Here is a 24,053-nt window from a genome sequence, read left to right on the forward strand (position 1 = left end):
ACTGCCGGTATCGGGCCTTTTTTATCGGAGGGATCCCTTTGCTTATCAATGGTATGAAGCTTGATACGATCTCGGCCCATGATCGGGGGCTGGCCTATGGTGACGGTCATTTCACCACCATGGCGGTCAGGGAGGGTCGCGTGTTGCAGTGGCCTGCCCATCTGGCACGGTTGCAGCTGGCCAACAACCGGCTGGGATTGGTTGAACCGGACTGGGATCTCTTGACCCGGGAGGTTGAAGAGATGGTGGCCGAGCAGCCACACTGCGTGGCCAAGGTGATCCTGACCCGCGGCGAGGGGGGGCGGGGCTATGACGGCAGCGGATGTCAGCACACAACCCGGATTGTCACTCTGGCGCCGTTTCCCACTCACTATGGCCAGTGGCAACAGGAGGGGATCGAGATGGTGGTGTGCCGCCAGCGGATCGGCGATGCCCCCATGCTGGCCGGGCTTAAAACCTTGAATCGTCTGGAGCAGGTATTGCTGAAAAGCGAACTTGTCAGCCGAAATGCAGTCGAAGGGATAGTACTTAACAGTCGCGGTTTTCTCATTGAAGGGGTCAGTGCCAATCTGTTTTGGCGTCGGGGCAAGACGGTGTTTACGCCCGATCTCGCCCGCGGTGGTGTCGATGGCATCATGCGCCGCCAGGTGATGGCGATGCTGAAACAGATGAGTATTGAGTTGCGTGTGGTAGAGGCTCCGCTGGAGTCACTATGGCAGGCGGAAGAGGTGTGGCTCACCAATACCCTGATGGGGGTCGTGCCGGTCAATGGCATCGAGGATATCCATTATCCCCCAGCGGTATTGAGTCGCCGTTTACAGGAGCGTTTGGTCATTGAAGTTTAATCGGCTTTACACCCTGCTCGCGGGGGCGGCACTGACGGTAGCCGCTGCCGGGGGCTATGTACATTACAAATGGCAACAGGTAGAAACGCTCACCAACAAGGGGCCGACCCGGCTCTTTACGGTGGAGAAGGGCGCCCATGCGGCGCGCCTCATCGCCGAACTGGGGGAGGGGGAAGCCAGCCCCTGGGCGGTGCGGCTCTGGCTGCGCAGCCATCCCGAACTGGTGGCCATCAAATCGGGCACCTATGAAATCAAGGAAGGGGCCCCTCTCAAGGAGACCCTTTCTCTGTTCGCATCGGGCAAGGAGTTTCACTTCAGCCTCACCTTCGTCGAAGGTTCCCGTTTCGAGGATTGGCAGAAGCAGCTCTCCAGCGCGCCATACCTTGAGCGATTGACCGTCGAGCAATCAGAAGCCGACCTGGCGCAGGAGCTCGGCATCGAGAATGGCAAGCTGGAGGGGTGGTTCCTGCCGGAAACCTACGCCTATACCACCCATGCCAGCGATCTCTCGATCTTGCGTCGTGCCCATCAGGATATGGAGACTTTCCTGCAGCAGAGCTGGGAGAAACGTCAGGCCAACCTGCCTTACAAGACCCCCTACGAGGCGTTGATCATGGCCTCCATCATCGAGAAGGAGACCGGTCAGCCGGACGAGCGGGCACAGATCGCCTCGGTGTTTGTCAATCGTCTGCGTCTGGGCATGAAGTTGCAAACCGATCCCACTGTCATTTACGGGGTGAAGGATCGCTACGATGGCAATATTCGCCGTAGCGATCTGACCGACAAGAACCCCTACAACACCTATGTGATTGACGGTTTGCCGCCCACGCCTATCGCTATGCCGGGCAAGGCCTCCATCGAAGCTGCGCTTAACCCCAAGTCGACCGATTATCTCTACTTTGTCGCCAAGGGGGGCGGTGCCCACTATTTCTCCAAGACCCTCGATGAACACAATCGGGCGGTTCGCGAATACATATTGAAGAAACCTTAATGTCTAAATTTATTGTGATCGAAGGATTGGAAGGGGCAGGGAAGAGCTCGGCCGTGCGTTATGTGACCGACTATCTGCAGCGCCACGGCATCAACCGGATCGAGTGCACCCGCGAGCCGGGTGGTACGCCGCTGGCCGAGCGGATGCGGGCCATCGTCAAAGAGGTGCACGACGAACGCCTCACCATCGAGGCGGAACTGCTGCTAATGTATGCCTCCCGGGTACAACTGGTGGAGACCCGCATCAAACCCGCACTGGCCGACGGTGTCTGGGTGGTGGGGGATCGCCACGATCTCTCCTCCCAGGCCTATCAGGGTGGTGGCCGTGGTATCGATGCCCAGCTTATCGGAGCCATCAAACAGGCGGTGCTCGGCAACTTCAAGCCGGATCTCACCCTCTATCTCGATATCGATCCTGCCCTTGGCTTGCAGCGCGCGCGCCATCGTGGCGAGCTGGATCGCATCGAACTGGAGCAACTGAGCTTCTTCGAGCGTACCCGAACTCGTTATCTCGAACTGGCCGCCAAGGATGATTCCATTGTGGTGATCGATGCGGCGCAAACGCCGGAACAGGTCAAAGCTGCCATCGAGCGTGCATTGGATCACTATCTGTCGAACGAGCCGCTATGTATCCCTGGCTGATCCCCGACTGGCATGCCCTGAGCCAGACGGCTCAGTCCGGACGTCTCGGTCACGCCTGGTTGTTGCTGGGCGATCCCGGTCTTGGCAAGGAGCAACTGGCCGAGCGGCTGGCACGTTTGCACCTTTGCCAGCAACCGGATCGCGGAGAGCCGTGCGGTCAGTGCCACTCTTGCCAGCTGTTTGACAAGGGCAACCACCCGGATCTCGGCACCATCACGCGCGACAGCAAGACCATCGGGGTCGAGGCCATTCGCGAGATCTGCACCCGGCTGCAGGGCTCTGCCCAACTCGGCCGCGGCAAGGTGGTGATCATTCCTGATGCGGAGCGGATGACCGAATCGGCGGCAAATGCCCTGCTGAAAACCCTGGAAGAGCCGGCCGGCGACAGCTTGCTGTTGCTGATTGCCTCCCAGGTTTCCCGGTTGCTTCCCACCATTCTCAGTCGCTGTCACAAACATGTCTGCCAGTTGCCAGCGGAAGGGGAAACAGTACGCTGGTTGGCCGAGCAGGGTCATCAGGCTACTCTGGCTCAGGTGCGGATCTGTCAGGGGGCCCCGCTGCGGGTACTCGACTATATCGAGCAGCAACAGGACGGTACTCGCCGCGAATTGCTGGAGCAGTTTGTCGCCCTGAGTCAAAGTCCGGTCAAGGCGACGGCACTGTGCAGCCAGCTTGGTCAGGAGACGCAGGTCAGGTTGCACTGGTTGCAGCTCTTCTTGTGCGATGCCCTGAAAACCCAGGCAGGATGCGGTCACCATCAGCTGGCAATGCCTGATCTGGCCATCTTGAGTCAACGGTTGGCGGAGCAGCACTCCAGCGAAAAACTGCTGGAGGCAGAACAAGATCTGGTTGCCCTGAAAGCGGCATGCCAGCCGGGTCAGCTCTCCAATCCCACCATCCATCTGATGAACTGGCTCAGTCGCTGGTTATAAGTACCGACAAGTAGAAAGGTTTTATATGTTACTCGTTGATTCCCACTGTCATCTCGATCGCCTCAGCTATGGTAGCAAGCAGACCAGCATGGCCGATGTGCTGGCCAAGGCCGCGCAACTGGACGTGGGATATTTTCTCTGTGTCAGTGTGACTCAGGCACAGTTCCCGACCATGCTCGAGGCGATCGCCCCCTATCCCCAGGTGTTTGCCTCTTGCGGGGTACACCCGCTCAATCAGGAACCCGGGGTGGATGCCGAGTTGCTGCTCAAGCAAGCTGCCGATCCACGTGTGGTGGCCATCGGTGAGACCGGTCTCGATTACTTTTACTCGCCCGAGAACAAGGAAGTTCAGCAAGCCTCTTTCCGCGAACATATCCGGGTTGCTCGCGCGCTGAACAAGCCGCTGATCATCCATACCCGCGATGCCCAGCAAGATACCTTGCAGATCATGCTTGAAGAGGGCGCTGATCAGGTTGGCGGTGTGCTGCACTGCTTCACCGAATCCCTCGAAATGGCAGAAGCAGCAATGGCGATGGGGTTCTATATATCCATCTCCGGGATCACCACCTTCAAAAATGCGTCTGCCCTGCAAGAGGTGGTCAAGGCTCTGCCCCTCGACAGATTGCTGGTCGAGACCGACTCACCCTATCTTGCCCCCGTACCGCATCGGGGGAGGGAGAACGAACCCGCCTTTGTACGAGACGTTGCCCAGTTTATTGCTGACCTGCGTCATATTCCGCTAAATGAATTGGCAGAAGCCACCAGCCGGAATTTCTTTGAACTGTTCAAGCTGGCGAAAAAATAACCCCCAAGCCCCGTTATTCGGGGCTTTTTAATTTTCAAATATCAAGCTGATTACCCACTTGAATATCAACACCGAGCTACGTTATCTCTCACTTCTTCCTGCCAATTTTACTTTTTCGTTTTTGCTAAACTGGGTCGAATGATATTCCTATGTTTCCTTTATTCAGCGTGGTCAAAGGGTATTGAAATAAGATGTTCTAAGTATCGATAATATTCATTATCGATACTTGATGTGTGTGGAGGATCCTGTAAGATCCTATCAAACTTCATATGAATCATAGTGTTCCGTGGCATATCCATCCTTATCCAATCCGGCTCATCAGTCACTGCAGACTGTTTTCGATGCACAGCTAAATAGTCGGGCACGCCGCTTTTTGCGCAGTGCAAAAGCGGATTCCACCCTCAATGCCTATCAGGCGGATACCCGTATTTTTGTCTTCTGGTGTCAATTGCACGGGCTGGATCCGCTGCAAACGACCCATCACGACATCATGAATTTTCTCGCTGATCAGGCCGACGGCGTATTGGCCGACTGGGTATGGCTGGATAAAGAGGAGGGGAAGGGAGAACTGCGTAATGGCGAGCCTCGAAAACCAGCAACCCTGGTGAGACGGCTGGCGGGGATCCGTTATGCCTTCAAGCAGAAAGGCATTCACCCCATGCCCACCGAACATCCCGAAATCAAGGAGATGATGCGCGGTATTGTCAGGTTGGGGGATAACCGTAAACGCAAAACCGGCGCCCTGACGCTGCAACCATTGACCCAGGTGCTGGATGGCATCGACACCAATGACCTCGCGGGTTTACGTGATCACACCCTGATACTGCTGATGTTCAGTGGCGCCTTGCGCCGTTCGGAAGCGGCCCGAATTGAGGTGAGCGATCTCGATTTTATGGGGCAGGGGATCCGCCTTCGCCTCAAACCGAGCAAACATCAGCTGCATGAAACCGAGATCGCCCTGATCCCGGGCAAGCACTACTGTCCCGTCTCGGCACTGCAAAAGTGGCTACACAAAAGCCGGATCAGCGAGGGGCCGCTGTTTCGGCGCATGAACCGCTGGGGTCAACTGATGGCTGAACCACTCGGCCCCCAGGGCATCAATCTGATGATCAAGCGGCGAACCGGTCAAACCATCGACGATCTCTACGTCAGTGGCCATAGCCTGCGGCGCGGATTTATCACCTCGGCGGTGACTGCCGGCAAGCCAATGAACAAGATCATCGAGGTAACGCGCCACAAGGATATGCGAACCCTGCAGGAGTACTTCGATGACGCCCATAAATTCTCCGATCATGCCCTTGATGGCTTGCTTTGACACAACTGCGTCACTTTGTTTTTTATGTTAAATGATATCTTGTTGATCTGATGATATATTTGCCGTGCAGCCAGCAGCCCAAGGTGGAAGGGGCATCTTCCAATGGATAATGACATGTGATGAGAGATAACAAACTAGGAAACGTAATATCGCAAGGACATATGAGACCAGAAATGACAGTACGTGAAGAGCAAGAGGCAGGGCCCCAAAACAATGCCGAGCGGCAGCGCCAACATGTAAAACGCAAGCAGGAGACCCATACCCGGCTGCAATGCTGGATCAGCAATCGCCACGCCGAACGATTGGCCGCGCTGGGTCTTCATCTCGAAGACAGTCAGGCATCACTCATCGAGCAGGCGATCGATCTGCTCTACCAACATGAGCTGGGTAGAGAACCTCCGTTTGAAAACAGAGTCGCCACACAGGTCGAAGAGACCGTTGAATAGACACAAGAGTGAAGTAACAGCGATACGTGAAGAGATAAAAAAAGCCAGGTACGAATTCCTTGTACCTGGCATAGGGGAATTGGCTCCTTGCAGAGCCGTGCGCTAACTGGTGTTCGGATTGCCTTAAGCTTAGACAAGGCTCAAGGCTTTTCAAGATCCGAAGAAAAGTTCAACCAGAGTGTGGGTATTTCAGACTCGTTCAAGTGCTTATGCACCGAGCGGCCCACTACGCATTGAACAGATTGTTGTCACGCACCAGCTCGCGGGGGAGGGCATTCTTGACCCGACTCCCCACCCATTTCCCCATGCCCAGGGTATGCCCCTGATAGCGGACGATAACCTCGCCAGTGCCAGCATCCTGCTCTGGCCAGACATCACGCCCCATCATGAATTCCCGCGCATTGGCGCTATCAAGCTCAACCACGCCCTTGCTCGCTTTATCGCCATAGGCCAGAGCCCACTCATGAGTGAGGCGATAGCCTTTCTTGAAGGTTTCGGCCAACTTGATGCCGATGCGATCGAAACGCAGCTTGCCCTGCACCTGATCAAACTGCTGGGGAAAGAGCCAGATCTCGTCATTGCGGCCAAACAGTTGACCCTGCGGTGCCACTCCGAAGTTGGCTTCAATCTCGCGCAGCATGGGCTCTGACTCTTTTGCTGCCAGTGGCAGGAAGGGGAATTTGCCCAGCTTGCCCGGCTTGAACATGGTGTTGGGTACCGAGTGATGCTTGCGCAATCTGGCCACGAAAAAGCCTTCACTGTCGAAGATCTGGGGCCAAACGTGCAGATATCCTTCAGGTGTGCAGGCTTGCTCTGCATGGGGAAACAGGTCGGCCAGCGAGTCAAAACTCAAGGCATCGCCAAACTTGTCCAGCAGGGATTGGCAGACCGCCTGATTCTCCTGCTCACTCAAGGTGCAAGTGGAGTAGACCAGTACGCCACCCGGTTTCAAGGCATGGAAGGCACTCTCCAGCAGCCCCTGCTGCACCGCCGCGATCTCGTCGATGCTCTCGATACTCCAGTTGCGCAGCGCATCTTCATCCTTGCGCACCGTACCTTCACCGGAGCAGGGGGCATCGAGCAGGATGGCATCGAAGGTCTCCGGCAACCACTGGCCAAATACCTTGGCATCAAAATGGGTCATCCCCACATTGGTCACGCCGCAGCGCTGGATATTGGCGCTAAGCACTTTCAACCGGCTGCTGGAAAACTCGTTGGCAACCAGCATCCCCTGATTGTTCATCAAGGCGGCTATTTGAGTGGTCTTGGAGCCGGGGGCCGCCGCCGCATCCAGCAACATGCCATCCGTTTTGATCTTGTCGCTGGCAAAGAGTGCCGTCACCGGCAGCATGGAGCTCGCTTCCTGAATGTAGAAGAGCCCGCTCAAGTGCTCAGCGGTGTTGCCAAGTGGGACGGTTTCATCGCTGCGGGTCAGCCAGAAGCCAGTATCACACCAAGGCACGGGGTCGAGCTGCCAACCCAGTGGCTCCATCAGGGCGACGAAATCCGAGACGGCGATCTTCAAGGTATTGACCCGAATGCTGCGGCGCAGCGGACGTCGACAACTGGCCACAAACTCATCCATCGAGAGATGAGCCGGCATGATGGCCGCAATGTGGCGTAAAAAGTAATCGGGAAGGAAGGTGTTGTCGTGCACTGTGCCGTCTCGTTGACCGAAAAAGAGGGGCGATATCCTACCACAAGGCTAAGAATATTCTGAATCTGAACCCTATCAACAGGCACCGGAATATAAAAAAGCCCGGCGCGATGCCGGGCTTGTATGAGATACAAAGGGAAGAGATCAGGGCTGGATACGCGGACTCCACTCCAGCCACTCTTTCTCGGCCTTGCCGTAGAGCGGATAGCTGTGGCCAGCCTTGACGGTTGGCCCCATCTCTCTCTCCGGCGTATTGAAGGCGATGCCGCCGGCCAACAGACTCTGCACCGTCTCCACTTCGATAGTGCCGCCAGTCAGGCCAATATCCGCCTTGACCCCGGAGACATTCCAGAAACGAGAGTTGGCCCGCACCAGATGGGCATACTCCTGATCCACGTTGACATCGATCACCACCTCGCTGCCATCCCGAGCCAGCGCCACCTTGGTGACACTGCCCACCACCATCTTGCGAAACAGCAGCGGGCTGCCGACGCTCAGGCCATTGACGGAGGGGCTCTTGAGGGTCAGGGCCAGACCCACCGGGCCGACCTGACTCAAGGGGAAGCGATCTTTGCCAGCGCCTTTACCGGGTTGTGCTTCTACAAACGCCCCCTTGATCAGGGTATCGAGGTGAGCGACACCGCCCAGCCCCAGCTTGGCCTGCACCAGAGTGAAGCGGGCGCCGGACTGCAGGAAACGCTCGGCATAGTGGCCATCGAGTTCCGCCTTGAAGATCACCTGACCCAGAGACGGCTCCAGCTCGATCTCTTCAATTTTGCCGATATCGACCCCACGATAGCGGATCGGGCTGCCAATCCCGAGCCCCGGATTGCTATCTGCCACCAGTGACAGCTGGCGCACCTTGGCCTTGGCTTGCTCTCTGGAATCGAACAGTTGATGACTGCTGCGGCCATTGGCCAACCGGTCGAACTCGATAGCGCCGCGCAGCAGGGTAGCGAGGTTGCCCACCTTGACCTGCACCCCATCGACCCGCACCTTGGTGTCGATGGCCGGTTTTTTCCAAAACTGGGGTTGCTGGGCGAGGAGGGGAGCATAGACGCCATCAATTTCTAGCTCGATCTCGACCCCCTCTTTGGCGGCGCGCAGCTGTTTGACTTTGCCCGCTTCCAGCCCCAGATAGAGCACAGGTGAGCCAATGCCAATGCCATCGGCCTGATCTGCCTTGAGCAACCAGCGCTGCGGCTTGGCATCACGGGTACCGAGCAGTGCCAACTCCTGACTCGGGTAGAGACGGTTAATCCGCTCGCCACTGCTGGCTTGTACCAGCTTGATCCCGCCCCCCAACCAGGCACTGGCCGGACTGGTTTCTACTTTGATGCCGCTCAGATCGGCATCGATCTGCAACGGGGCGGCGCGATAGAAGCGGGCACGGTTGAGCAGATGGCCATAGTTCGGCGCCATCACCAGCTCAACGCTGGCATTGCCGCGCGCATCCAAGGTGAGCTGGCTGATACGGCCCACATGCAATCCCTTGTACCAGACAGGTGCATCCTGATTGAGCCCCGCCAGATCGTCAGCCTGCAGCGTCACCTTGGTACCGCTCTGGGGCGCGCGATCGGTCAGGGTCATCTTCTGTACCGGTTTGCCCGCTACATAGTCGAGGCGAATGGCCGGGCCGGAGAGCAGGCGATCTGCATGCTGCACGCCGGTCGCGGAGAGGGAGACGCTCTCCCACACCAGTTGACTCTTGTCAGTAATGCGGTAAGCCTGCTCCGGGTTGATCAGCGCTGTGACCACACGGCCTTTGTCGGTGAGGCGAATGGGGTCGATACGACCAATCTCGATCCCCTCATAGAGGATGGGCATCCCCTCCTTGACCGGAAGATCGCCAGCCGCAATGTCGATACGCTCGCCACGCGCCGCTTCCGCCAGCCCTTTATAGAGGACGAAAGTCTGTCCCTTCTCCGGTTCCGGTGAATCTTTGGGCGAGTCAAAGGCAATGCCGCCGCTCAGGATGGAGGTAAGGCTGCCAGCCTCCACGTTTACCCCGGCCAGACTGAAGGAGCCCTTGATGCCGCTGATGTTCCAGAAGCGGGTATCGGCTTTGACCAGATGTTCGAAACGCGGCTCGATCACCAGATCCAGAATGACATTCTGGTTGTCCTGACCCAGGCGGGTATTGATAACGCTGCCCACCTCGATGCCGCGGAAATAGAGCTTGGCGCCAATCCCCACAGAACCCAGCGAATCGGCGGTCAGGTGCAGCATGCGTCCCTGAGCCTGATAGCCGGGGGGAGGGCCCTCAAGGGCATCGAAGGTCTCCTCCAGCGGATTGCTTTCACGCCCCGGTTGCAGGTTGATGTAATTGCCGGAGACCAGAGTATCGAGGCCGGAGATCTCGGTCAGCGATGCCTTGGGGCTCACCAGCCAGAAGTCGGAGCCTTTGCGGATCAACGGCCGGGCACGGCTGTCAATCTTGGCCATTACCGCAATCTTGCGGCCATCTTCAGCCAACTCCAGCTCCTGCACCACACCGATAGCCACCCCCTGATAACGAACCTGGGTTTTACCAGGCAAGATGCCGTTGCCCTGGGCGAAGTTGATCTGGATAAGCTGGCCACGGCTCAATACCTGCTGATAGAGAAAGCCACCTGCCAGCAGCAGGGCTATCAGGGGTAACAGCCAGACCGGCGATAACCAGCGACGCTTTTCGATGACGGGTTCAGCCCCGATCATAGTGACTCCTTATTGGCTGGATTAAACAGCACATCAGACAAAAACAGAGAAATCATCAACGGGCCGCCTTGTCCCACAGTAAACGGGTATCGAGCATGCGGGCCGACATCATGGTCAGCACCACCACACCGGCAAAGGCGGTGGCCCCCGGGCCTGCGCGGACACTCAGCAGCACACCCCGATCGACCAGTGCCACCATCAGCGAAATCACGAACAAGTCCAGCATTGACCAGCGACCGATAAAATCGATCACCCGATACATCACCAGCTGGCGCTTGCGCCGCACCGGCTTGGCCCGCTGCAACTGCCAGCAGATCCAGCCCAACCCCAATATCTTGCCCACGGGTACCAGTATGCTGGCGGTGAGGACTATGGTGGCAATCCCGCTCATCTTGCTGCGATAGAGCATCATGATACCGCTGAAGATGGTATCTGACTGCAGTAACCCCTTGTTGTAGAAATGGGTAATGGGCAATAGATTGGCAGGCAGCAACATGAAGGTGGCGAGTGCCAGCAAGCCCCACGACCAGGCGAGGGAGCGGGGAATGCGCACCTGTAATTTGCTGCTGCAACGGGGGCAGACTGCCCCGGCTTGATAACGCACCAGCAGACCGCAGGTATGGCAGCGGCAGAGCCCCATCTCACGGGCGCTGGTCATGTTCCGGCTCCTTTAACGGGATCCGCGCCCAGTAGGGGGCGGGGTCAAACAGGATCAGCAGAGTCATGTTGAGCAGCATCAGAATACCGAGGCTGAGCAACCCGCCACCGAGGCGTACATCGGCGATGTCGATCAGTTTGAACAGGGCAACCAGCAGGCTGACGATATAGACCTCCAGCATGGCCCAGTGGCGAAACACCTCGACCAGCTTCAAGGTGACGGGAAGAATGTGCCAACGTTTGGCCAGACCCGAAGCCAGCACAAAGATCCCCGCCAATAATCCCACCGGCGCCAACACCGCGCACCAGAGCACCAGGCTGGCCACCCACCATTCGCCCTCGCCAAACAGCACCAGAATACCGCGCAGCAGGTCGGCGTCGGTGTTGACCCCAGCCAGCCGCAGATAGATCAGCGGTTCAAAAAAGGCGGAGGGCAGCAGCAAAAAACCGGTGATGGTCAGGGCCATCAACTGAGAGGGACGAAAGGCATAACGACCATAGAGATGCTGATGACAACGCGGGCAGTGGGCATGACGACGCAGCGGCAGTGCTTTGCGCTGGATCAGCAAGTCGCACGCCGGACAGACAATTACGGAACCGGGCTCCATCATACAATTCAACCTGTTGAAGGAATTGGTGAAATTTACCCTAAAACCGGTTTCCTGTCTTGCCTGCGGTCGGAATGTTACGAAAGTATAATTGACGTTAACGTAAACGTGATATTAGATAGCCAGACTAGACAGGTGAAAGGAGTCATGATGTCCAGTTTGTCCCCCTCGGCAGGCTTGCGCTTTCGCACCGCCCTTGCCAATGAACATCCCCTGCAGATCGTCGGCACCATCAACGCCTATATGGCGCTGATGGCCGAGCGCAGCGGTTTTCAAGCCCTCTATCTCTCCGGCGCCGGAGTCGCCAACGCCTCCTACGGATTGCCGGATCTCGGCATGACCTCCCTTAACGATGTGCTGATTGATGCAGAGCGGATCACGGCGGCCACCCGAGTGCCGCTGCTGGTCGATATCGATACCGGCTGGGGCGGGGCATTCAACATTGCCCGCACCATTCTCGCGTTCGAGCGGGCCGGAGTTGCCGCCGTCCATATGGAAGATCAGGTGGCCCAGAAGCGCTGTGGTCATCGCCCCAACAAGGCGGTGGTGTCGCTGGATGAGATGTGTGATCGGATCAAGGCGGCAGTAGATGCTCGCGAGAATGGCGAGTTCGTCATCATGGCCCGCACCGATGCGCTGGCGGTAGAGGGGATGGAGTCGGCTCTTGAGCGCACCGCCGCCTATGTGGCCGCCGGGGCCGACATGATCTTCGCCGAGGCGGTGACCGAACTGGCCCAGTACGACCTGTTCAAGCAGGTGGCCGGGGTGCCCATCCTTGCCAACATGACCGAGTTCGGCAAAACCGAGCTGTTTGACAAAGAGCAACTGGCCGCCCACGGGGTCGACATGGTGCTCTACCCGTTAAGCGCCAACCGGGCCGCCAATCAGGCCGCCCTCAACGTCTATCACCATATTCGCCAGGATGGCCATCAACGCGCCGTCGTGGAGACCATGCAGACCCGGGAGTCACTCTACGACTTCCTCGGATATCACCACTACGAGCAGACACTGGATCGTCTGTTTACAGCCAAGGAATAGGAGGCAGCTTATGGGACAGCAAAAACCGTTGGGCGGGGCCGGTCTGCGCGGCCAAAGCGCAGGGGAGACCAGTATCTGCACCGTGGGCAAGAGTGGCACCGGTCTTACCTATCGCGGCTATGACATCAAGGAGCTGGCCGACAGCGCCCAGTTCGAAGAGGTCGCCTATCTGCTGCTCAAGGGGGAGTTGCCTGGTGAGCAGCAGCTTGACGCGTACAAGCGCGAACTGCGTCGCCTGCGCACTTTGCCGACGGCGTTGCTGGAGGTACTGGAGCGCATTCCCGCCGATGCTCATCCCATGGATGTGCTGCGCACCGGCTGTTCCATGCTCGGCGATCTGGAACCGGAAGATGGTTTCGAGCATGAGCATGAAGTGGCGGATCGGCTGCTGGCGGCCTTTCCGGGCATTCTGATCTACTGGTACAAGTTCAGCCATGAAGGTATTCGTATCGCCCTCGACAGCGACGAGGAGTGTATCGGTGGCCACTTTCTGGCGCTGCTGCACCAGAAGGCACCGAGCGAGCTGGAGCGGCGGGTGATGCATGTCTCTCTCATCCTCTACGCCGAGCATGAGTTCAACGCCTCCACCTTTGCGGCGCGGGTTTGCGCCTCGACCCTTTCCGACATGTTCTCCTGTATCACCGCCGCCATCGGTACCCTGCGCGGCCCGCTCCACGGCGGTGCCAACGAGGCGGCCATGGCGATGATCGAACACTGGCAGGATGAAGCGCAGGCAAGGCGCGAACTGCTGGCCAAGCTGGCGGCCAAGGAGAAGATCATGGGCTTTGGCCACGCCATCTACCGCACTTCTGATCCGCGCAACGTCATCATCAAGGAGTGGTCGGCCAAGCTCGCCGAGGCGGTGGGGGATGATCGCCTCTATCGCGTCTCCTGCGAGGCGGAGAAGGTGATGTGGGAAGAGAAAGAGCTCTTTCCCAACGCCGACTTCTTCCATGCCAGCGCCTATCACTACATGGGGATCCCGACCAAGCTGTTCACGCCTATCTTCGTCTGCTCGCGGGTCACCGGCTGGTGCGCCCACGTGATGGAGCAGCGCGAGCACAACCGGATCATCCGCCCGAGCGCCGATTATGTCGGCCCGGCCCCCCGTCACTTTGTCTCTCTACAACAACGATAAGGAAATCACGATGTCCGCCAACGTCGACGTCAACCACAGACCCGAGCCCGATCAGGTACTGGTCGATATTGCCGATTATGTCTGCAACCACCCCGTAACCAGCGAGGCGGCTCTCGACACCGCCCGTTACTGCCTGATGGATACGCTGGGCTGTGGCCTGCTGGCCCTGCGCTTTCCCGAGTGTACCAAGCACCTTGGCCCCATCGTACCCGGTACTGTCGTGCCCCACGGTGCCCGGGTGCCCGGTACCCAGCTCTGCCTCGACCCCGTCAAGGCAGCCTGGGATATCGGCGCCATCATCCGCTGGCTCGATTACAACGACACCTGGCTGGCCGCCGAGTGGGGTCATCCATCCGACAATCTGGGCGGTATTCTGGCCACTGCCGACTGGCTCTCCCGTACTCGCGTGGCCGAGGGCAAGGCGCCGCTCACCATGGCCGATGTGCTGGTGGCCATGGTCAAAGCCCACGAAATTCAGGGGGTGCTGGCGCTGGAGAACTCCTTCAATCGGGTTGGTCTCGATCACGTGGTGCTGGTCAAGGTCGCCAGCACAGCCGTGGTGACTCATATGCTGGGTGGCACCCGTGATCAGGTGATCGATGCGGTCTCCCAGGCCTGGGTCGATGGGCAAAGCCTGCGTACCTACCGTCATGCCCCGAATGCGGGTTCCCGCAAGAGCTGGGCGGCGGGGGATGCCACCTCTCGCGCGGTGCGCCTCGCCCTTATCACCATGAGCGGCGAGATGGGCTATCCAGGCGTACTGAGCGCCCCCAAGTGGGGTTTCTACGATGTGCTGTTCAAGGGCAATCAGTTCGCTCTGCATCAGGGGTACGGCAGCTATGTGATGGAGAACGTGCTGTTCAAGATCTCCTATCCCGCCGAGTTCCACGCCCAAACTGCGGTAGAGTGCGCCATGAAGCTGCATGGGCAGGTGAAGGGGCGGCTCGACGAGATCGACCGTATCGAACTCACCACCCATGAGTCGGCCATTCGCATCATCAGCAAGGTCGGTGCCCTCAATAACCCGGCCGATCGGGATCACTGCCTGCAGTACATGGTGGCGGTGCCGCTCATCTTTGGGCGCCTCATCGCCGAGGATTACGAGGATGACGTGGCGGCCGATCCCCACATCGACGCGCTGCGTAGCAAGATGGTGGTGCAGGAGGACAAACGCTACAGCCGCGAATATCTGGAGGCGGACAAGCGCTCCATTGCCAACGCCATCCAGATCTTCTTCAAGGACGGCACTCACACTGCCAAGGTGGAGGTGGAGTACCCGGTCGGCCATCGTCGCCGTCGGGAGGAGGGGATCCCGCTGCTGGTGGAGAAATTCCAACACAATCTGGCCACCCGCTTCCCGGCCAAACGGGTCAGCGACATTCTGGCCCTCTGTCAGGATGGGCCGCGTCTTGCCGCCACCCCGGTACACGCCTTTATGGATCTGCTGGTGATCTGACCGGTCTTGCATTGGCCAACATATCGGCAAACAGTGATAAACGAAAAGCGGGCTCATCGGCCCGCTTTGTTATTCTGGCGGCTTATCCCTCGATAAGCCTCACCCCAGCACACGGCTGTCGCCGTTAAAAAGCGCCGTCATGATGGCCGTCTCGCGACTGGCGATGGTTTCGAGAAACTCGTTGGCACACCCCATCTGATGACACACCTGATAACCACGCTCGACAAAGGAGAAGAGCTCGCCAAGCCCCGCCAGATGGGCGGGACCTGACACCAGCTTGAGGGTCGCCCCCAGCAGTGGTTTTCTCGCCAGCCTGTCCAGCGTCATGCCAAGCTCGCTCACCAGCGCAATCTGATGTTCCCGGCGCGCCTGTTCACCTACGGCACGATAGGCGATGGTGTAATGGTCCGGTGTGATGGGAGCAATGCCATCAATGCGCCGTAGCGCCACCACCATCAGGTAATCCAGCTCTTCGGAGAGAGCGTCTAGCTCGATCGCCTGCGCCAGCACCTTGAGACCGGACTCCGGCAACAACCGCTCGGCGGTCGGCATCACCCGCATCACGTCCGCATCGCGGCGGGCACAATCCCCCGGGCCATAGAGATCGGTCAGGAAAAACTCGGCGGCAGGGCCGTAGCGGTCACTCTCCAGCAGATCACGATGGGTTCGCCCCAACCGGTCGGCCTGCCACTGGCGTAGCCGATCCCGATCCTGCTGATCTTCCGGGTGGGCACGCATCTGCTCGCGCAAGGCTGCAACCCGCTTGAGCTGGCGGTATAGCCGACCCAGGGTGCTATCGTCGTCGTGGGCATGTTCTTGATGCGTCATCTACAGCTCTCTGGCCTTGGGCCCATTGATGGGAATTGGGTGATACGAAGATACAAGTGAATGAAAAACAAGCAGCTTTTGCTGAAGGTTCCGTGACAAGTGTAGCGCGCACGGGGGAGGGAATAAATGCCATGCCCCGCTGATGGCCTGCATCCCTCTCGACTCTGTTAAGTGAGTCCCATTTATGTGAACCATCCTTTCATTTGTTGTGAACATGTGTTTAATATCAATAACTAACTTATGACCCAGAGTAACGACCATGTTCTTCAACTCGCTCGCTGGCAGCAGCGCACTCTCTACCATCCAGATCAGCCGTCAGCATCCGCTGGGATTGGCCGCCGCCCGGATCGCGGCCGAAGCCATCGCTGCGGACATGAGCGAGAGCTATCAACTCGATTGCGAATGGGCAGATGAAGAGGAGACCGAGCTTCGTTTTCGCGGCTCAGGGGTACATGGCACTCTCACCCTGGACGAAGATACCCTGGAACTGGAAGTGCATCTTGGTTTGATGCTGTTGCCTGTACGCAGCGTACTGGAGCAGGAGATCCTCGATTATGTCGACAATCGCTTACCTTGCCCCAAACGTGTTTGAAACTCTTCGTTGCACTGGTTTTAAATAAACCAGCTGTAAACGATGGCTGTTTGAAATAAGTTGGCAAGCCATATAGTTTGTCAGATTTATTATTCGGCGAGGTCTCAATTCTATTTTTTAAGTAATCTTTCATCTTTATTTCATATTTCGAGTCGGCACTCATTAATGTCATTCTGATTGCATCAAGTCTTCATCCGGATATGAGGGCAGGAGCAATTTGCCGCCTCGGTAAATTCATTTTGTAGGGAAACAACCATGCCACTGAGTGAATTTATCTCCTGCGTCGATACCGCCTGGTTACGCATGGACAGACCCAACAACCTGATGCAGATCATCGGTGTCCTGATGTTTGAAGGAGAGCTTGATGAAGCGCGTCTGCGGGCCGGATTGCGCCACACCATTTCGGTACAGCCCCGCTTCCACCAGCGGGCCGTGCTGGAGGGGGGCTCCTACTACTGGCGCCATGATCCCGATTTCGATCTCGATCAGCACCTCAAGCGAGTGATCCTGCCGGGTGAAGCAGGCAAGCTGGAGCTGGAGAAGCTGGTGGCCGATCTCGCCTCGACGCCGCTCAACCACCAGCGCCCCCTGTGGGATATGCACCTGACCGACACGTCGCTGGGTGGGCAAGCGCTGGTGGTGCGCATTCACCACGCCATGGGCGACGGCTTCTCGCTGGTGCGGGCCATGCTGACCATGATGGATAACACCCCGGAAGGGGCGCCGCGACCACCGTCACCGGAGCCACTGGATGACAGCGATGACGAGGATGAGGAGGATTGCCACCAGGGCAGCCGTCTGGTGCGGGCCGGTCTCAAGCTGACCGGTAGCCTCTGGTCCAAATATGTCGAAGTGGTCACCCATCCCACCAAGGCGGTGGATTACCTCAAGACCGGGCGGGATGTGGCGAGCGAGCTGTGCAATATCGCCACCCTAGGTGATGATTCACCCTGCCGCCTGCGGGGCAAGACCACCAGCACCAAGCGGGTGGCCTGGTCGGAGCAAATTGATCTGCCGGATATCAAGGCAGTGGGCAAGGTGCTGGGCTGCTCGGTCAACGATCTGCTGATCGCCGCCACCGCAGGGGCGTTTCGCCACTACCTGCAGGAGAAGGGGGATGATGCCAACAAGGTCAAGATCCGCGCCCTGGTGCCGGTCAATATGCGTGCACCGGACGATGAGGGGGCACTTGGCAACCGCTTCGGGCTGGTGGCCCTGGACTTGCCACTGGATGTTGCACACCCGTTGCAGCGGCTCTATACCGTGCGTGACCGGATGCAGGCGCTACGCACCTCGCTGCAACCCGTGGTGGTGCTCAACTTGTTACATGCCCTTGGCATGGCCCCCAATGCGGTGCAACAGCAGGCCGTCGAGCTGCTCACGGCCAAGGCCAGCGCGGTGATCACCAATGTGCCCGGCCCGCAGCAGACCCTCTATCTGGCTGGAGCAAAATTGCGTCAGCCGCTGTTCTGGGTGCCGCAATCGGGGGATATCGGCGTCGGCGTCTCCATCCTCTCTTACGATCACAAGGTGCAGCTGGGCCTTATCACCGACAAGAAGCTGGTACCGGATCCGGATCGGGTGGTCGAGCGGTTTGCGGTGGAGTTCGAGCAACTGCTGTTGCTGGTTCTGATGGAGCCGGAGCTACTGTTTGACCCCAACGGACTGGATGCGCTGCTCGGTTGAGTGTGCACTTGAGCGACCGGTGACGGCGTAGCCAACCGGTCAGCCCCCATCATAAAAGAGGCCAACCCGCGGGTTGGCCTCTTGTTTTGTTATCTATCCGTGGCAAGAATGGTGGTTAATCCTCCAACTCTTCCCGCGCCGCCTCTACATCGAGGCGCTCCATGGCATCCATGGGTTCGCACTCAGCCGCTTCGGCATAGAGGGCTTCGGCTGCTTTCAGGCGGCTCTTGCCGTGCAGCATCACCTGAGCGTTGGCGTACTCCATGCGGGCGATAGCCGAGTCGGGGATCAGCGCCAGCGCCTCCTTGAAGTGACGCTCGGACTCCTCCTTCTTGGCGCCATAGGTGAGGCCGCCGATCATGGCCCCCAACTTGTCGACGATCTCCGCATGCCAGGCGCCAAAGGCAATATGGGCCTCGGCGTGATCTGGCGCCAGCTCCAGAGTCTTCTCAAGGCTTGCCTTGATCTTGTCGCCAATTCCTTGCGAGAGGGCCTTGGAGATGGAGATCACCTGGCTGTAGCGCCCGAGGGCCAGCGCGTGGAAATACCAGGCGTTGGCGTTCTTGGGTTGACGCTTTTGCAGCTTCTCGGCATGGCTGGCCGCCCGCTCGAAGGCGGCGCGCTTGGCATATTTGTCTTCCAGCAGATAGCTGGCATGGATCACCAGTGCCTTGTTCGCCACATTGAAGCCCGCCTCACCGGCCGCTTCGCCAAGGGCGACGGCCTGGGCAAAATCCCCGGCATGATAGGCCCGCCAGGCATCCTGAACCTGTTCATCTTCAGGCCAAGATTCGGCATCCCCCTGATGGAGTCGATCCCAGTTGTCCGCCAGCTTCTGGCCGGCATAGTCATAGGCCGCATCCGCGTAGGGGAAGGGGACAAATTCGAGTTGTGAAGTGGTCATGCTTGTTCTCCCTGTAGCATGTGAATCAAACCTTGTCGGTGTAGTGGTGGGCGAGGGCGCCCAAATGAGCGCGAGCATCGGCCCGCAAATAGGGTGCGACCAGCTGCATCACCTGAAAGACGCCGAGGGCAATATCGGCGTCCGCCTTGGGGTGCAGTGCCCGCTGATAAGAGATCCAGAATGTGCCCACCAGCGCCACATTGGCCGCCAGCGTGCGCATCTGTTGCGCCGTGCCCTCCATCAGCCCGACCGTTTGCAGATGGTTGCAAATGGCGATGGCAGTCTGCTCCTTGCGGCGCAGCAGGGCGGAAAAGCGGTGCTCTACCTGATGATAACCACTCATCAGGGTCGCGATATCGTAGTAGAGGAAACGGTACTGCCAGATGGCTTCAAACATCAGGTGGAGAAAGAGCCAGATATCTTCTGGCTCATCGGACGGGGTGCTGACCGCCTCCAGCAGGCGATCCATCTGCTGTTCAAATTCGCAGAACAGGGCGTTGACGATCTCCTCCTTGTTGTGGAAGTGGTAGTACAGATTGCCCTGGCTGATCTCCATCTCGGCCGCAATGGCCGAGGTGGTGACGCTGGGTTCCCCTTGTCGATTGAAGCAGGCGAGGGCAGTGGTCAGGATCCGCTCCCGGGTACGACGTTTGGGTTTGCGATCCATGCTACTCCTTTGGTGATGAACGACGCACGCCGTGGCGATAGCGTTTGGCAAGCCAGTGCTGCAGCTGCTCCAGCGACTTGTCGAGGGCGGCAACCGAGCCAATGCCGGGGGCCAGCAGGGTGCGATCTTCATCGGCCAGCGCGGCCAGATTGAGCTCGAGGCCATGCTTGGCCAGCACCGGCGCCAGCTCGTCACGGCGCTGCCAGAGATCGCGGCGGGTATGCTGGTAAGCGTGCTCGCAGAGACGGCGGCGATCCCGATAACTGAACACATTGGTGAAGAACATCTCGCCATCGGCAGAAGAGGGCTCAAACAGCAGGGCGTCGGCGTCCGGATATTGGTGTTTGTAGCGATCCATCCCCACATGCATACGGGAGTGGATGATGGCGCGAAAGGTCTGGGCCAGTACCACCGGCAGACCGCTGTCCACCAGATTGGTGGGCGCGCCGGCGGCCATGTCCGCATCATAGGGCACCAGCGGATTGATGCAGAACACCAGATCCGCCCCCTCTTCCAGCGCTACCGAAGCGTGCAGAGTCTTGATCAGCGCCCCGTCCACATAGTAACGCCCGTTAATCAATGAAGGGGGAAAGAGGCCGGGCAGGGCGGCCGACGCCTGTACCGCCGCCGAGATGGGCACGTCATCGAGCCCCGGGCTGCCGAAGGCGACCGGATGGCCGGTATCGAGTTCGGTAGCGACCACAAACAGTCGGCTGCGCAGCTGGCGGAAATCGTTGCTGCGGCCGGGACGAGAAAAAAACTGGGTCAGGGTGCGATCCACCCCGCGGTTGTCGAACAGTCCGGTCGGAATGGCCTTGGAGAGCCCCTGCAGCGATTCAAACAGGCTGCGTTTCCAGGGCGCCGCCAGATAGTAGGTCAGGCTCTGCCACGCCAGTGGCGGGATCGAGGTCAGACGGTCAGCGTATTCACGAAAGGCGGGGCGCAGCAAGGTGGCCGGGTCAAACATCTCCCCCGAATCATCGCTGAGCAGGATCCGCACCAGCTTAGCCGGCGAGATGCCGTTGGCCAGCGCCGATGCCACCACGGCCCCCGAACTGACGCCGACATAGATATCGGCATGGTCAAGGCGCAAGCCACTGATGCTGTCAGAGAGGGCAGCGCAGGCACCGATCTCGTAGATGCCGCCGAGGGGCCCGCCGCCAGCAAGGGCAATTGCGATGGTACTCATAGCGTCGCCTCCCTATCCATGACATTCACCATGACAAGACCGGCCCAGCGCAGGGCATGGGCCGGTATCAATCACCTTCCGTCACCGCGAGGGATCAGGGCAGAACGCTCTCGGCCTTGGCCTTCACCTCTTTGACTGCATCTTCTGCAGCGGAGAGGAGATCGGCGGCCTGCTCAACCACGGCCTCTTTAGCCTTGGCTACCGGTGCCTTCTTTACCGGAGGCTTGCGGGCAGCGGGCTTTTTGGCGGCAGCCGGTTTGGCTTCTGCGGCCGGGGCTTCTTCTTCCTGTGCATCCAGCAGTTGCTGGACCACATCGGTCAGCTCGGCCATGCGCTTGGAGAGCTTGTCGATATCCTTGCGGGTCGGAATGCCGAGGCTGGCCACAGCGCGGGCCACGCGATCTTCAAACACCTGCTCCAGACGACCCCAGGTATTGGCGGTCTTGTCGGTCACAGCGGCAATCTTCTCATCTGCGCTCTGACGGGTTTTTGCTTGCAGCGCTTCACCTTCCTGCACCAGCGCTTCAAAGATCTTGCCACCCTCTTCCTGCGCCTTGGCATAGGCACCCAGACCCGCCAACCAGATCTGCTGGGTGGACTCCTTGATGGTGGAGGTGAGTTGGTTGTCGGTCACTGACCCTGCCAGCGCTTTCAATTTCTTAGCCATGATCTTCTCCTTGAATAACGACAGTTAAATGTAATGGCGACAACGAAACTGCAATCGGGTTGTGGCATTACTGATTTTTCAACTTCAGTCTAGGGACAAAAAATAGAGGGTTCTACCTAATAACGGAACAGGCACACCACCGAAATTAGGGTTTGCTCACGAACCGACAATCAAATTGCGGATTCCCATATGAATCGTGATATATCTAACAACCTAGTAATACCCTAATCAGTAGCAGGATTCTCTTTATGAACTATTTCATTACTGGCGGTAGTGGTTTTATCGGGCGTCGATTGATCAAAAAGTTATTCCAACAGCATCCCGACTGTATCGTCTATTTTCTGATGCGCGCCTCTCATCAGGATAAATTGCCGGAGTTATTTGCATTCTGGAATGTGGATGAATCGCGCGCAGTCCCGGTTTTTGGCGACATGACGCAACCGCTGCTGGGGGTATCGATCGAGATGCAGGAGCAGTTGATCGGCAAGATCGAGCACTTCTTCCATCTGGCTGCTATCTATGACCTCAACGCCAAGGCAGGGATCCAGCAGCAGGTCAACACCGAAGGGACCCGTCAGGCTGTTCAACTTGCCGAGCGGCTGGGGACGGGGCAGTTCCATCACTGCAGCTCCATCGCTGCAGCGGGCCTGTTCGACGGTCTGTTTCGCGAGGACATGTTCGATGAAGCCGAGCACCTCGACATGCCTTACTTCCAGACCAAGCACGAAGCGGAAGGGATTGTGCGAAACGAGTGCACCATTCCGTGGCGGGTCTACCGCCCGGGCATCGTTGTCGGTGACTCCAATACCGGCGAGATGGACAAGATCGACGGCCCTTACTACTTCTTCAAGACCATTCAGAAACTGCGCCGTCTGCTGCCGCCCTGGATGCCAGCCATCGGGGTTGAGGGCGGGCGCATCAACATAGTGCCGGTCAACTTTGTGGTCGATGCCATGGAGCATATCGCCCATCAGGAGGGCGAGGAGAACAAAACCTTCCACCTGACCGACCCCAACCCGATGCGGGTCGGCGACATGCTGAGCACCTTCTCCCGCGCCGCCCATGCGCCGGAGCCTGCGATCCGCATCAATGCCTCTCTCTTTAACTTCATTCCCCGCCACCTGACCGCCATGCTGATGACCATGGCGCCGGTGCGCCGCATCCGCGATGCCGCCATCGCCGATCTGGGTCTGCCCAAGGATGTGTTCCGCCTTATCAGCTATCCCACCCGTTTCGACAGTCGCGAAACCCAGCGGGTACTGAAAGGGACCGGTATCGAAGTGCCACCGCTGCACAGCTACGCCTGGCGGTTATGGGATTACTGGGAGCGCCACCTCGACCCGGAGCTCTTCATCGATCGCTCCCTGCGTGGTCGGGTAGAGGGCAAGGTGGTGCTGGTGACCGGAGCCACCTCTGGTATCGGCCGTGCAACCGCGCGCAAGCTGGCGGGTGCGGGGGCCAACGTCGTTACCATCGCTCGCGACGAGCAGAAGATTGCCGAGACTAAAGCGGAGTTTGCCGAGCTGGGGCTGACCATCGAAATCTATCAGGGGGATCTCTCCAATCTGGCGCAGGCCGAGGAGATCACCGCTCGCATCGTGGCCGATCACGGTGGCGTCGATATTCTGGTCAACAATGCCGGCCGCTCCATCCGCCGCTCCATCGAGGACTCCTTCGATCGCTTCCACGATCTGGAGCGCACCATGCAGCTCAACTACTTCGGTGCGCTCAAGGTGATCATGGGGGTACTGCCCACCATGATTGAGAAGAAAAAAGGGCACATCATCAACATCTCCTCCATCGGGGTGTTGACCAATGCGCCGCGCTTCTCCGCCTATGTTGCCTCCAAATCGGCCCTCGATGCCTGGGTGCGTACCGCCGCCTCCGAGTTTGCCGATAAAGGGGTCAGCTTCTCCATCATCAATATGCCGCTGGTGAAAACGCCGATGGTCGCGCCGACCAAGGTCTATGAGCAGGTACCGATGATGACGCCGGAAGAGGCGGCCGATCTGGTGTGCGATACCATCATCAACAAGCATGTGCGACTGGCCACACGCCTCGGGGTATTTGGTCAGATGGTGCATGCCCTGGCACCGCGCGTCGCCCAGGTGATCATGAACACCAGCTTCCGCACCTTTGCCGATCCCAAGGACGGCGACAAGTCCAAGGCGACCGCCGATCAGGTTGCCGTCTCGACCCTGATCAAGGGGATACACTTCTAACCGGATGATGGGATAAAGAGATCAACAGGGGCCTGAGCAATCAGGCCCCTGTTTTATTTGGAATAACAGTTG

The 24,053-nt window shown here is 58.5% G+C and carries 22 protein-coding genes; 13 read left to right on the forward strand and 9 right to left on the reverse strand.

The features are described from left to right. Positions 1-38 precede the first annotated feature (38 nt). From pabC to G5182_RS13490, 7 genes are all read left to right on the forward strand, one after another. Positions 39-845 (forward strand): aminodeoxychorismate lyase, encoded by an 807-nt coding sequence (gene pabC / locus G5182_RS13460; RefSeq protein ID WP_227342946.1) that lies wholly within the window; start codon positions 39-41, stop codon positions 843-845. Beyond that, positions 835-1,836 (forward strand): endolytic transglycosylase MltG, encoded by a 1,002-nt coding sequence (gene mltG, locus G5182_RS13465; protein ID WP_042083043.1) that lies wholly within the window; start codon positions 835-837, stop codon positions 1,834-1,836. The genes pabC and mltG overlap by 11 nt, the downstream gene beginning before the upstream one ends. Continuing rightward, positions 1,836-2,477, forward strand: coding sequence for a dTMP kinase (gene tmk / locus G5182_RS13470; protein ID WP_005345536.1), 642 nt, complete (start codon positions 1,836-1,838; stop codon positions 2,475-2,477). Before mltG ends, tmk begins: the two co-directional genes overlap by 1 nt. Beyond that, positions 2,462-3,409: a DNA polymerase III subunit delta' gene (holB, locus tag G5182_RS13475; protein WP_069526838.1), complete on the forward strand. Its 948-nt coding sequence runs from the start codon at positions 2,462-2,464 to the stop codon at positions 3,407-3,409. Before tmk ends, holB begins: the two co-directional genes overlap by 16 nt. A 25-nt stretch (positions 3,410-3,434) precedes the next feature. After that, the gene (locus G5182_RS13480; RefSeq protein WP_227342945.1) at positions 3,435-4,214 is read left to right on the forward strand and encodes a TatD family hydrolase; all 780 of its coding nucleotides are present in this window, start codon (positions 3,435-3,437) and stop codon (positions 4,212-4,214) included. A 373-nt stretch (positions 4,215-4,587) separates the two neighbouring features. Beyond that, complete coding sequence (locus G5182_RS13485) at positions 4,588-5,529, forward strand: site-specific integrase (protein WP_227342943.1); 942 nt, start codon at positions 4,588-4,590, stop codon at positions 5,527-5,529. Between the two features lie 173 nt (positions 5,530-5,702). Beyond that, a complete protein-coding gene (locus tag G5182_RS13490) occupies positions 5,703-5,975 on the forward strand; it encodes a RepB family protein (protein ID WP_005360467.1) in 273 nt (90 codons plus the stop codon). A gap of 226 nt (positions 5,976-6,201) precedes the next feature. Here the strand turns inward: G5182_RS13490 and rsmF are convergent, their stop codons facing one another. From rsmF to G5182_RS13510, 4 genes are all read right to left on the reverse strand, one after another. Further along, positions 6,202-7,632 carry a 16S rRNA (cytosine(1407)-C(5))-methyltransferase RsmF gene (gene rsmF, locus G5182_RS13495; protein ID WP_216953590.1) on the reverse strand — a complete coding sequence of 477 codons (1,431 nt, stop codon included), beginning with the start codon at positions 7,630-7,632 and terminating at the stop codon, positions 6,202-6,204. A gap of 144 nt (positions 7,633-7,776) precedes the next feature. Continuing rightward, complete coding sequence (locus G5182_RS13500) at positions 7,777-10,329, reverse strand: MlaD family protein (protein WP_216953589.1); 2,553 nt, start codon at positions 10,327-10,329, stop codon at positions 7,777-7,779. Between the two features lie 55 nt (positions 10,330-10,384). After that, the gene (locus tag G5182_RS13505) at positions 10,385-10,987 is read right to left on the reverse strand and encodes a paraquat-inducible protein A (RefSeq protein WP_005333132.1); all 603 of its coding nucleotides are present in this window, start codon (positions 10,985-10,987) and stop codon (positions 10,385-10,387) included. Beyond that, positions 10,971-11,597: a paraquat-inducible protein A gene (locus G5182_RS13510; protein ID WP_005345516.1), complete on the reverse strand. Its 627-nt coding sequence runs from the start codon at positions 11,595-11,597 to the stop codon at positions 10,971-10,973. Before G5182_RS13510 ends, G5182_RS13505 begins: the two co-directional genes overlap by 17 nt. Positions 11,598-11,744: 147 nt before the next feature. Here G5182_RS13510 and prpB point away from each other — a divergent pair, with 147 nt between their 5' ends. The 3 genes from prpB to G5182_RS13525 are packed head-to-tail and all read left to right on the forward strand — an operon-like array spanning position 11,745 to position 15,226. Beyond that, positions 11,745-12,632, forward strand: a complete 888-nt coding sequence (gene prpB / locus G5182_RS13515) for a methylisocitrate lyase (protein WP_421254444.1) — start codon at positions 11,745-11,747, stop codon at positions 12,630-12,632. Positions 12,633-12,642: 10 nt separating this feature from the next. Continuing rightward, entirely contained in the window at positions 12,643-13,770 is a 1,128-nt protein-coding gene (prpC, locus tag G5182_RS13520) for a bifunctional 2-methylcitrate synthase/citrate synthase (RefSeq protein WP_319920512.1), read from the forward strand. 10 nt (positions 13,771-13,780) lie between these two features. Continuing rightward, entirely contained in the window at positions 13,781-15,226 is a 1,446-nt protein-coding gene (locus G5182_RS13525; protein WP_319920513.1) for a bifunctional 2-methylcitrate dehydratase/aconitate hydratase, read from the forward strand. Positions 15,227-15,325: 99 nt separating this feature from the next. On the opposite strand, the gene G5182_RS13530 is transcribed toward G5182_RS13525, so the two are convergent. Further along, positions 15,326-16,054 (reverse strand): FFLEELY motif protein, encoded by a 729-nt coding sequence (locus G5182_RS13530; protein ID WP_319920514.1) that lies wholly within the window; start codon positions 16,052-16,054, stop codon positions 15,326-15,328. A gap of 259 nt (positions 16,055-16,313) precedes the next feature. On the opposite strand from G5182_RS13530, the gene G5182_RS13535 reads away from it, so the two are divergent. Beyond that, positions 16,314-16,646, forward strand: coding sequence for a polyhydroxyalkanoic acid system family protein (locus G5182_RS13535; RefSeq protein WP_100645872.1), 333 nt, complete (start codon positions 16,314-16,316; stop codon positions 16,644-16,646). Positions 16,647-16,901: 255 nt separating this feature from the next. Then, entirely contained in the window at positions 16,902-18,332 is a 1,431-nt protein-coding gene (locus G5182_RS13540; RefSeq protein WP_319920515.1) for a wax ester/triacylglycerol synthase family O-acyltransferase, read from the forward strand. A 115-nt stretch (positions 18,333-18,447) separates the two neighbouring features. Here G5182_RS13540 and G5182_RS13545 read toward each other — a convergent pair whose 3' ends face one another. The 4 genes from G5182_RS13545 to G5182_RS13560 all read right to left on the reverse strand — a co-directional run bounded on the left by G5182_RS13545 (position 18,448) and on the right by G5182_RS13560 (position 21,759). Continuing rightward, positions 18,448-19,236, reverse strand: a complete 789-nt coding sequence (locus G5182_RS13545) for a hypothetical protein (protein WP_421254437.1) — start codon at positions 19,234-19,236, stop codon at positions 18,448-18,450. 25 nt (positions 19,237-19,261) lie between these two features. After that, positions 19,262-19,903: a TetR/AcrR family transcriptional regulator gene (locus G5182_RS13550; protein ID WP_227342928.1), complete on the reverse strand. Its 642-nt coding sequence runs from the start codon at positions 19,901-19,903 to the stop codon at positions 19,262-19,264. Between the two features lies 1 nt (position 19,904). After that, positions 19,905-21,092: a patatin-like phospholipase family protein gene (locus G5182_RS13555; protein ID WP_108612728.1), complete on the reverse strand. Its 1,188-nt coding sequence runs from the start codon at positions 21,090-21,092 to the stop codon at positions 19,905-19,907. Positions 21,093-21,186: 94 nt separating this feature from the next. Further along, on the reverse strand, positions 21,187-21,759 hold the full coding sequence (locus tag G5182_RS13560) for a phasin family protein (protein ID WP_005333118.1): 573 nt from the start codon (positions 21,757-21,759) through the stop codon (positions 21,187-21,189). 248 nt (positions 21,760-22,007) lie between these two features. Here G5182_RS13560 and G5182_RS13565 point away from each other — a divergent pair, with 248 nt between their 5' ends. Beyond that, positions 22,008-23,981, forward strand: a complete 1,974-nt coding sequence (locus G5182_RS13565) for an SDR family oxidoreductase (protein WP_227342926.1) — start codon at positions 22,008-22,010, stop codon at positions 23,979-23,981. The last annotated feature ends 72 nt before the right edge of the window (positions 23,982-24,053 follow it).

Origin of the sequence: Aeromonas sp. 600948, from assembly GCF_049174875.1 — a bacterium.
GTDB classification, from domain to species: Bacteria; Pseudomonadota; Gammaproteobacteria; order Enterobacterales; family Aeromonadaceae; genus Aeromonas; species Aeromonas veronii_A.

Bases quoted from the DNA above. Each gene is read 5' to 3' on its own strand.
- G5182_RS13535 (WP_100645872.1), top strand. From the start codon at position 16,314: ATGTTCTTCAACTCGCTCGCTGGCAGCAGCGCACTCTCTACCATCCAG.
- G5182_RS13480 (WP_227342945.1), top strand. From the start codon at position 3,435: ATGTTACTCGTTGATTCCCACTGTCATCTCGATCGCCTCAGCTATGGT.
- G5182_RS13510 (WP_005345516.1), bottom strand. From the start codon at position 11,597: ATGATGGAGCCCGGTTCCGTAATTGTCTGTCCGGCGTGCGACTTGCTG.
- holB (WP_069526838.1), top strand. From the start codon at position 2,462: ATGTATCCCTGGCTGATCCCCGACTGGCATGCCCTGAGCCAGACGGCT.
- G5182_RS13565 (WP_227342926.1), top strand. From the start codon at position 22,008: ATGAACTATTTCATTACTGGCGGTAGTGGTTTTATCGGGCGTCGATTG.
- G5182_RS13490 (WP_005360467.1), top strand. From the start codon at position 5,703: ATGACAGTACGTGAAGAGCAAGAGGCAGGGCCCCAAAACAATGCCGAG.
- G5182_RS13525 (WP_319920513.1), top strand. From the start codon at position 13,781: ATGTCCGCCAACGTCGACGTCAACCACAGACCCGAGCCCGATCAGGTA.
- G5182_RS13550 (WP_227342928.1), bottom strand. From the start codon at position 19,903: ATGGATCGCAAACCCAAACGTCGTACCCGGGAGCGGATCCTGACCACT.
- prpB (WP_421254444.1), top strand. From the start codon at position 11,745: ATGTCCAGTTTGTCCCCCTCGGCAGGCTTGCGCTTTCGCACCGCCCTT.
- G5182_RS13530 (WP_319920514.1), bottom strand. From the start codon at position 16,054: ATGACGCATCAAGAACATGCCCACGACGACGATAGCACCCTGGGTCGG.
- G5182_RS13555 (WP_108612728.1), bottom strand. From the start codon at position 21,092: ATGAGTACCATCGCAATTGCCCTTGCTGGCGGCGGGCCCCTCGGCGGC.
- G5182_RS13505 (WP_005333132.1), bottom strand. From the start codon at position 10,987: ATGACCAGCGCCCGTGAGATGGGGCTCTGCCGCTGCCATACCTGCGGT.
- G5182_RS13500 (WP_216953589.1), bottom strand. From the start codon at position 10,329: ATGATCGGGGCTGAACCCGTCATCGAAAAGCGTCGCTGGTTATCGCCG.
- G5182_RS13540 (WP_319920515.1), top strand. From the start codon at position 16,902: ATGCCACTGAGTGAATTTATCTCCTGCGTCGATACCGCCTGGTTACGC.
- G5182_RS13560 (WP_005333118.1), bottom strand. From the start codon at position 21,759: ATGGCTAAGAAATTGAAAGCGCTGGCAGGGTCAGTGACCGACAACCAA.
- tmk (WP_005345536.1), top strand. From the start codon at position 1,836: ATGTCTAAATTTATTGTGATCGAAGGATTGGAAGGGGCAGGGAAGAGC.
- prpC (WP_319920512.1), top strand. From the start codon at position 12,643: ATGGGACAGCAAAAACCGTTGGGCGGGGCCGGTCTGCGCGGCCAAAGC.
- G5182_RS13545 (WP_421254437.1), bottom strand. From the start codon at position 19,236: ATGACCACTTCACAACTCGAATTTGTCCCCTTCCCCTACGCGGATGCG.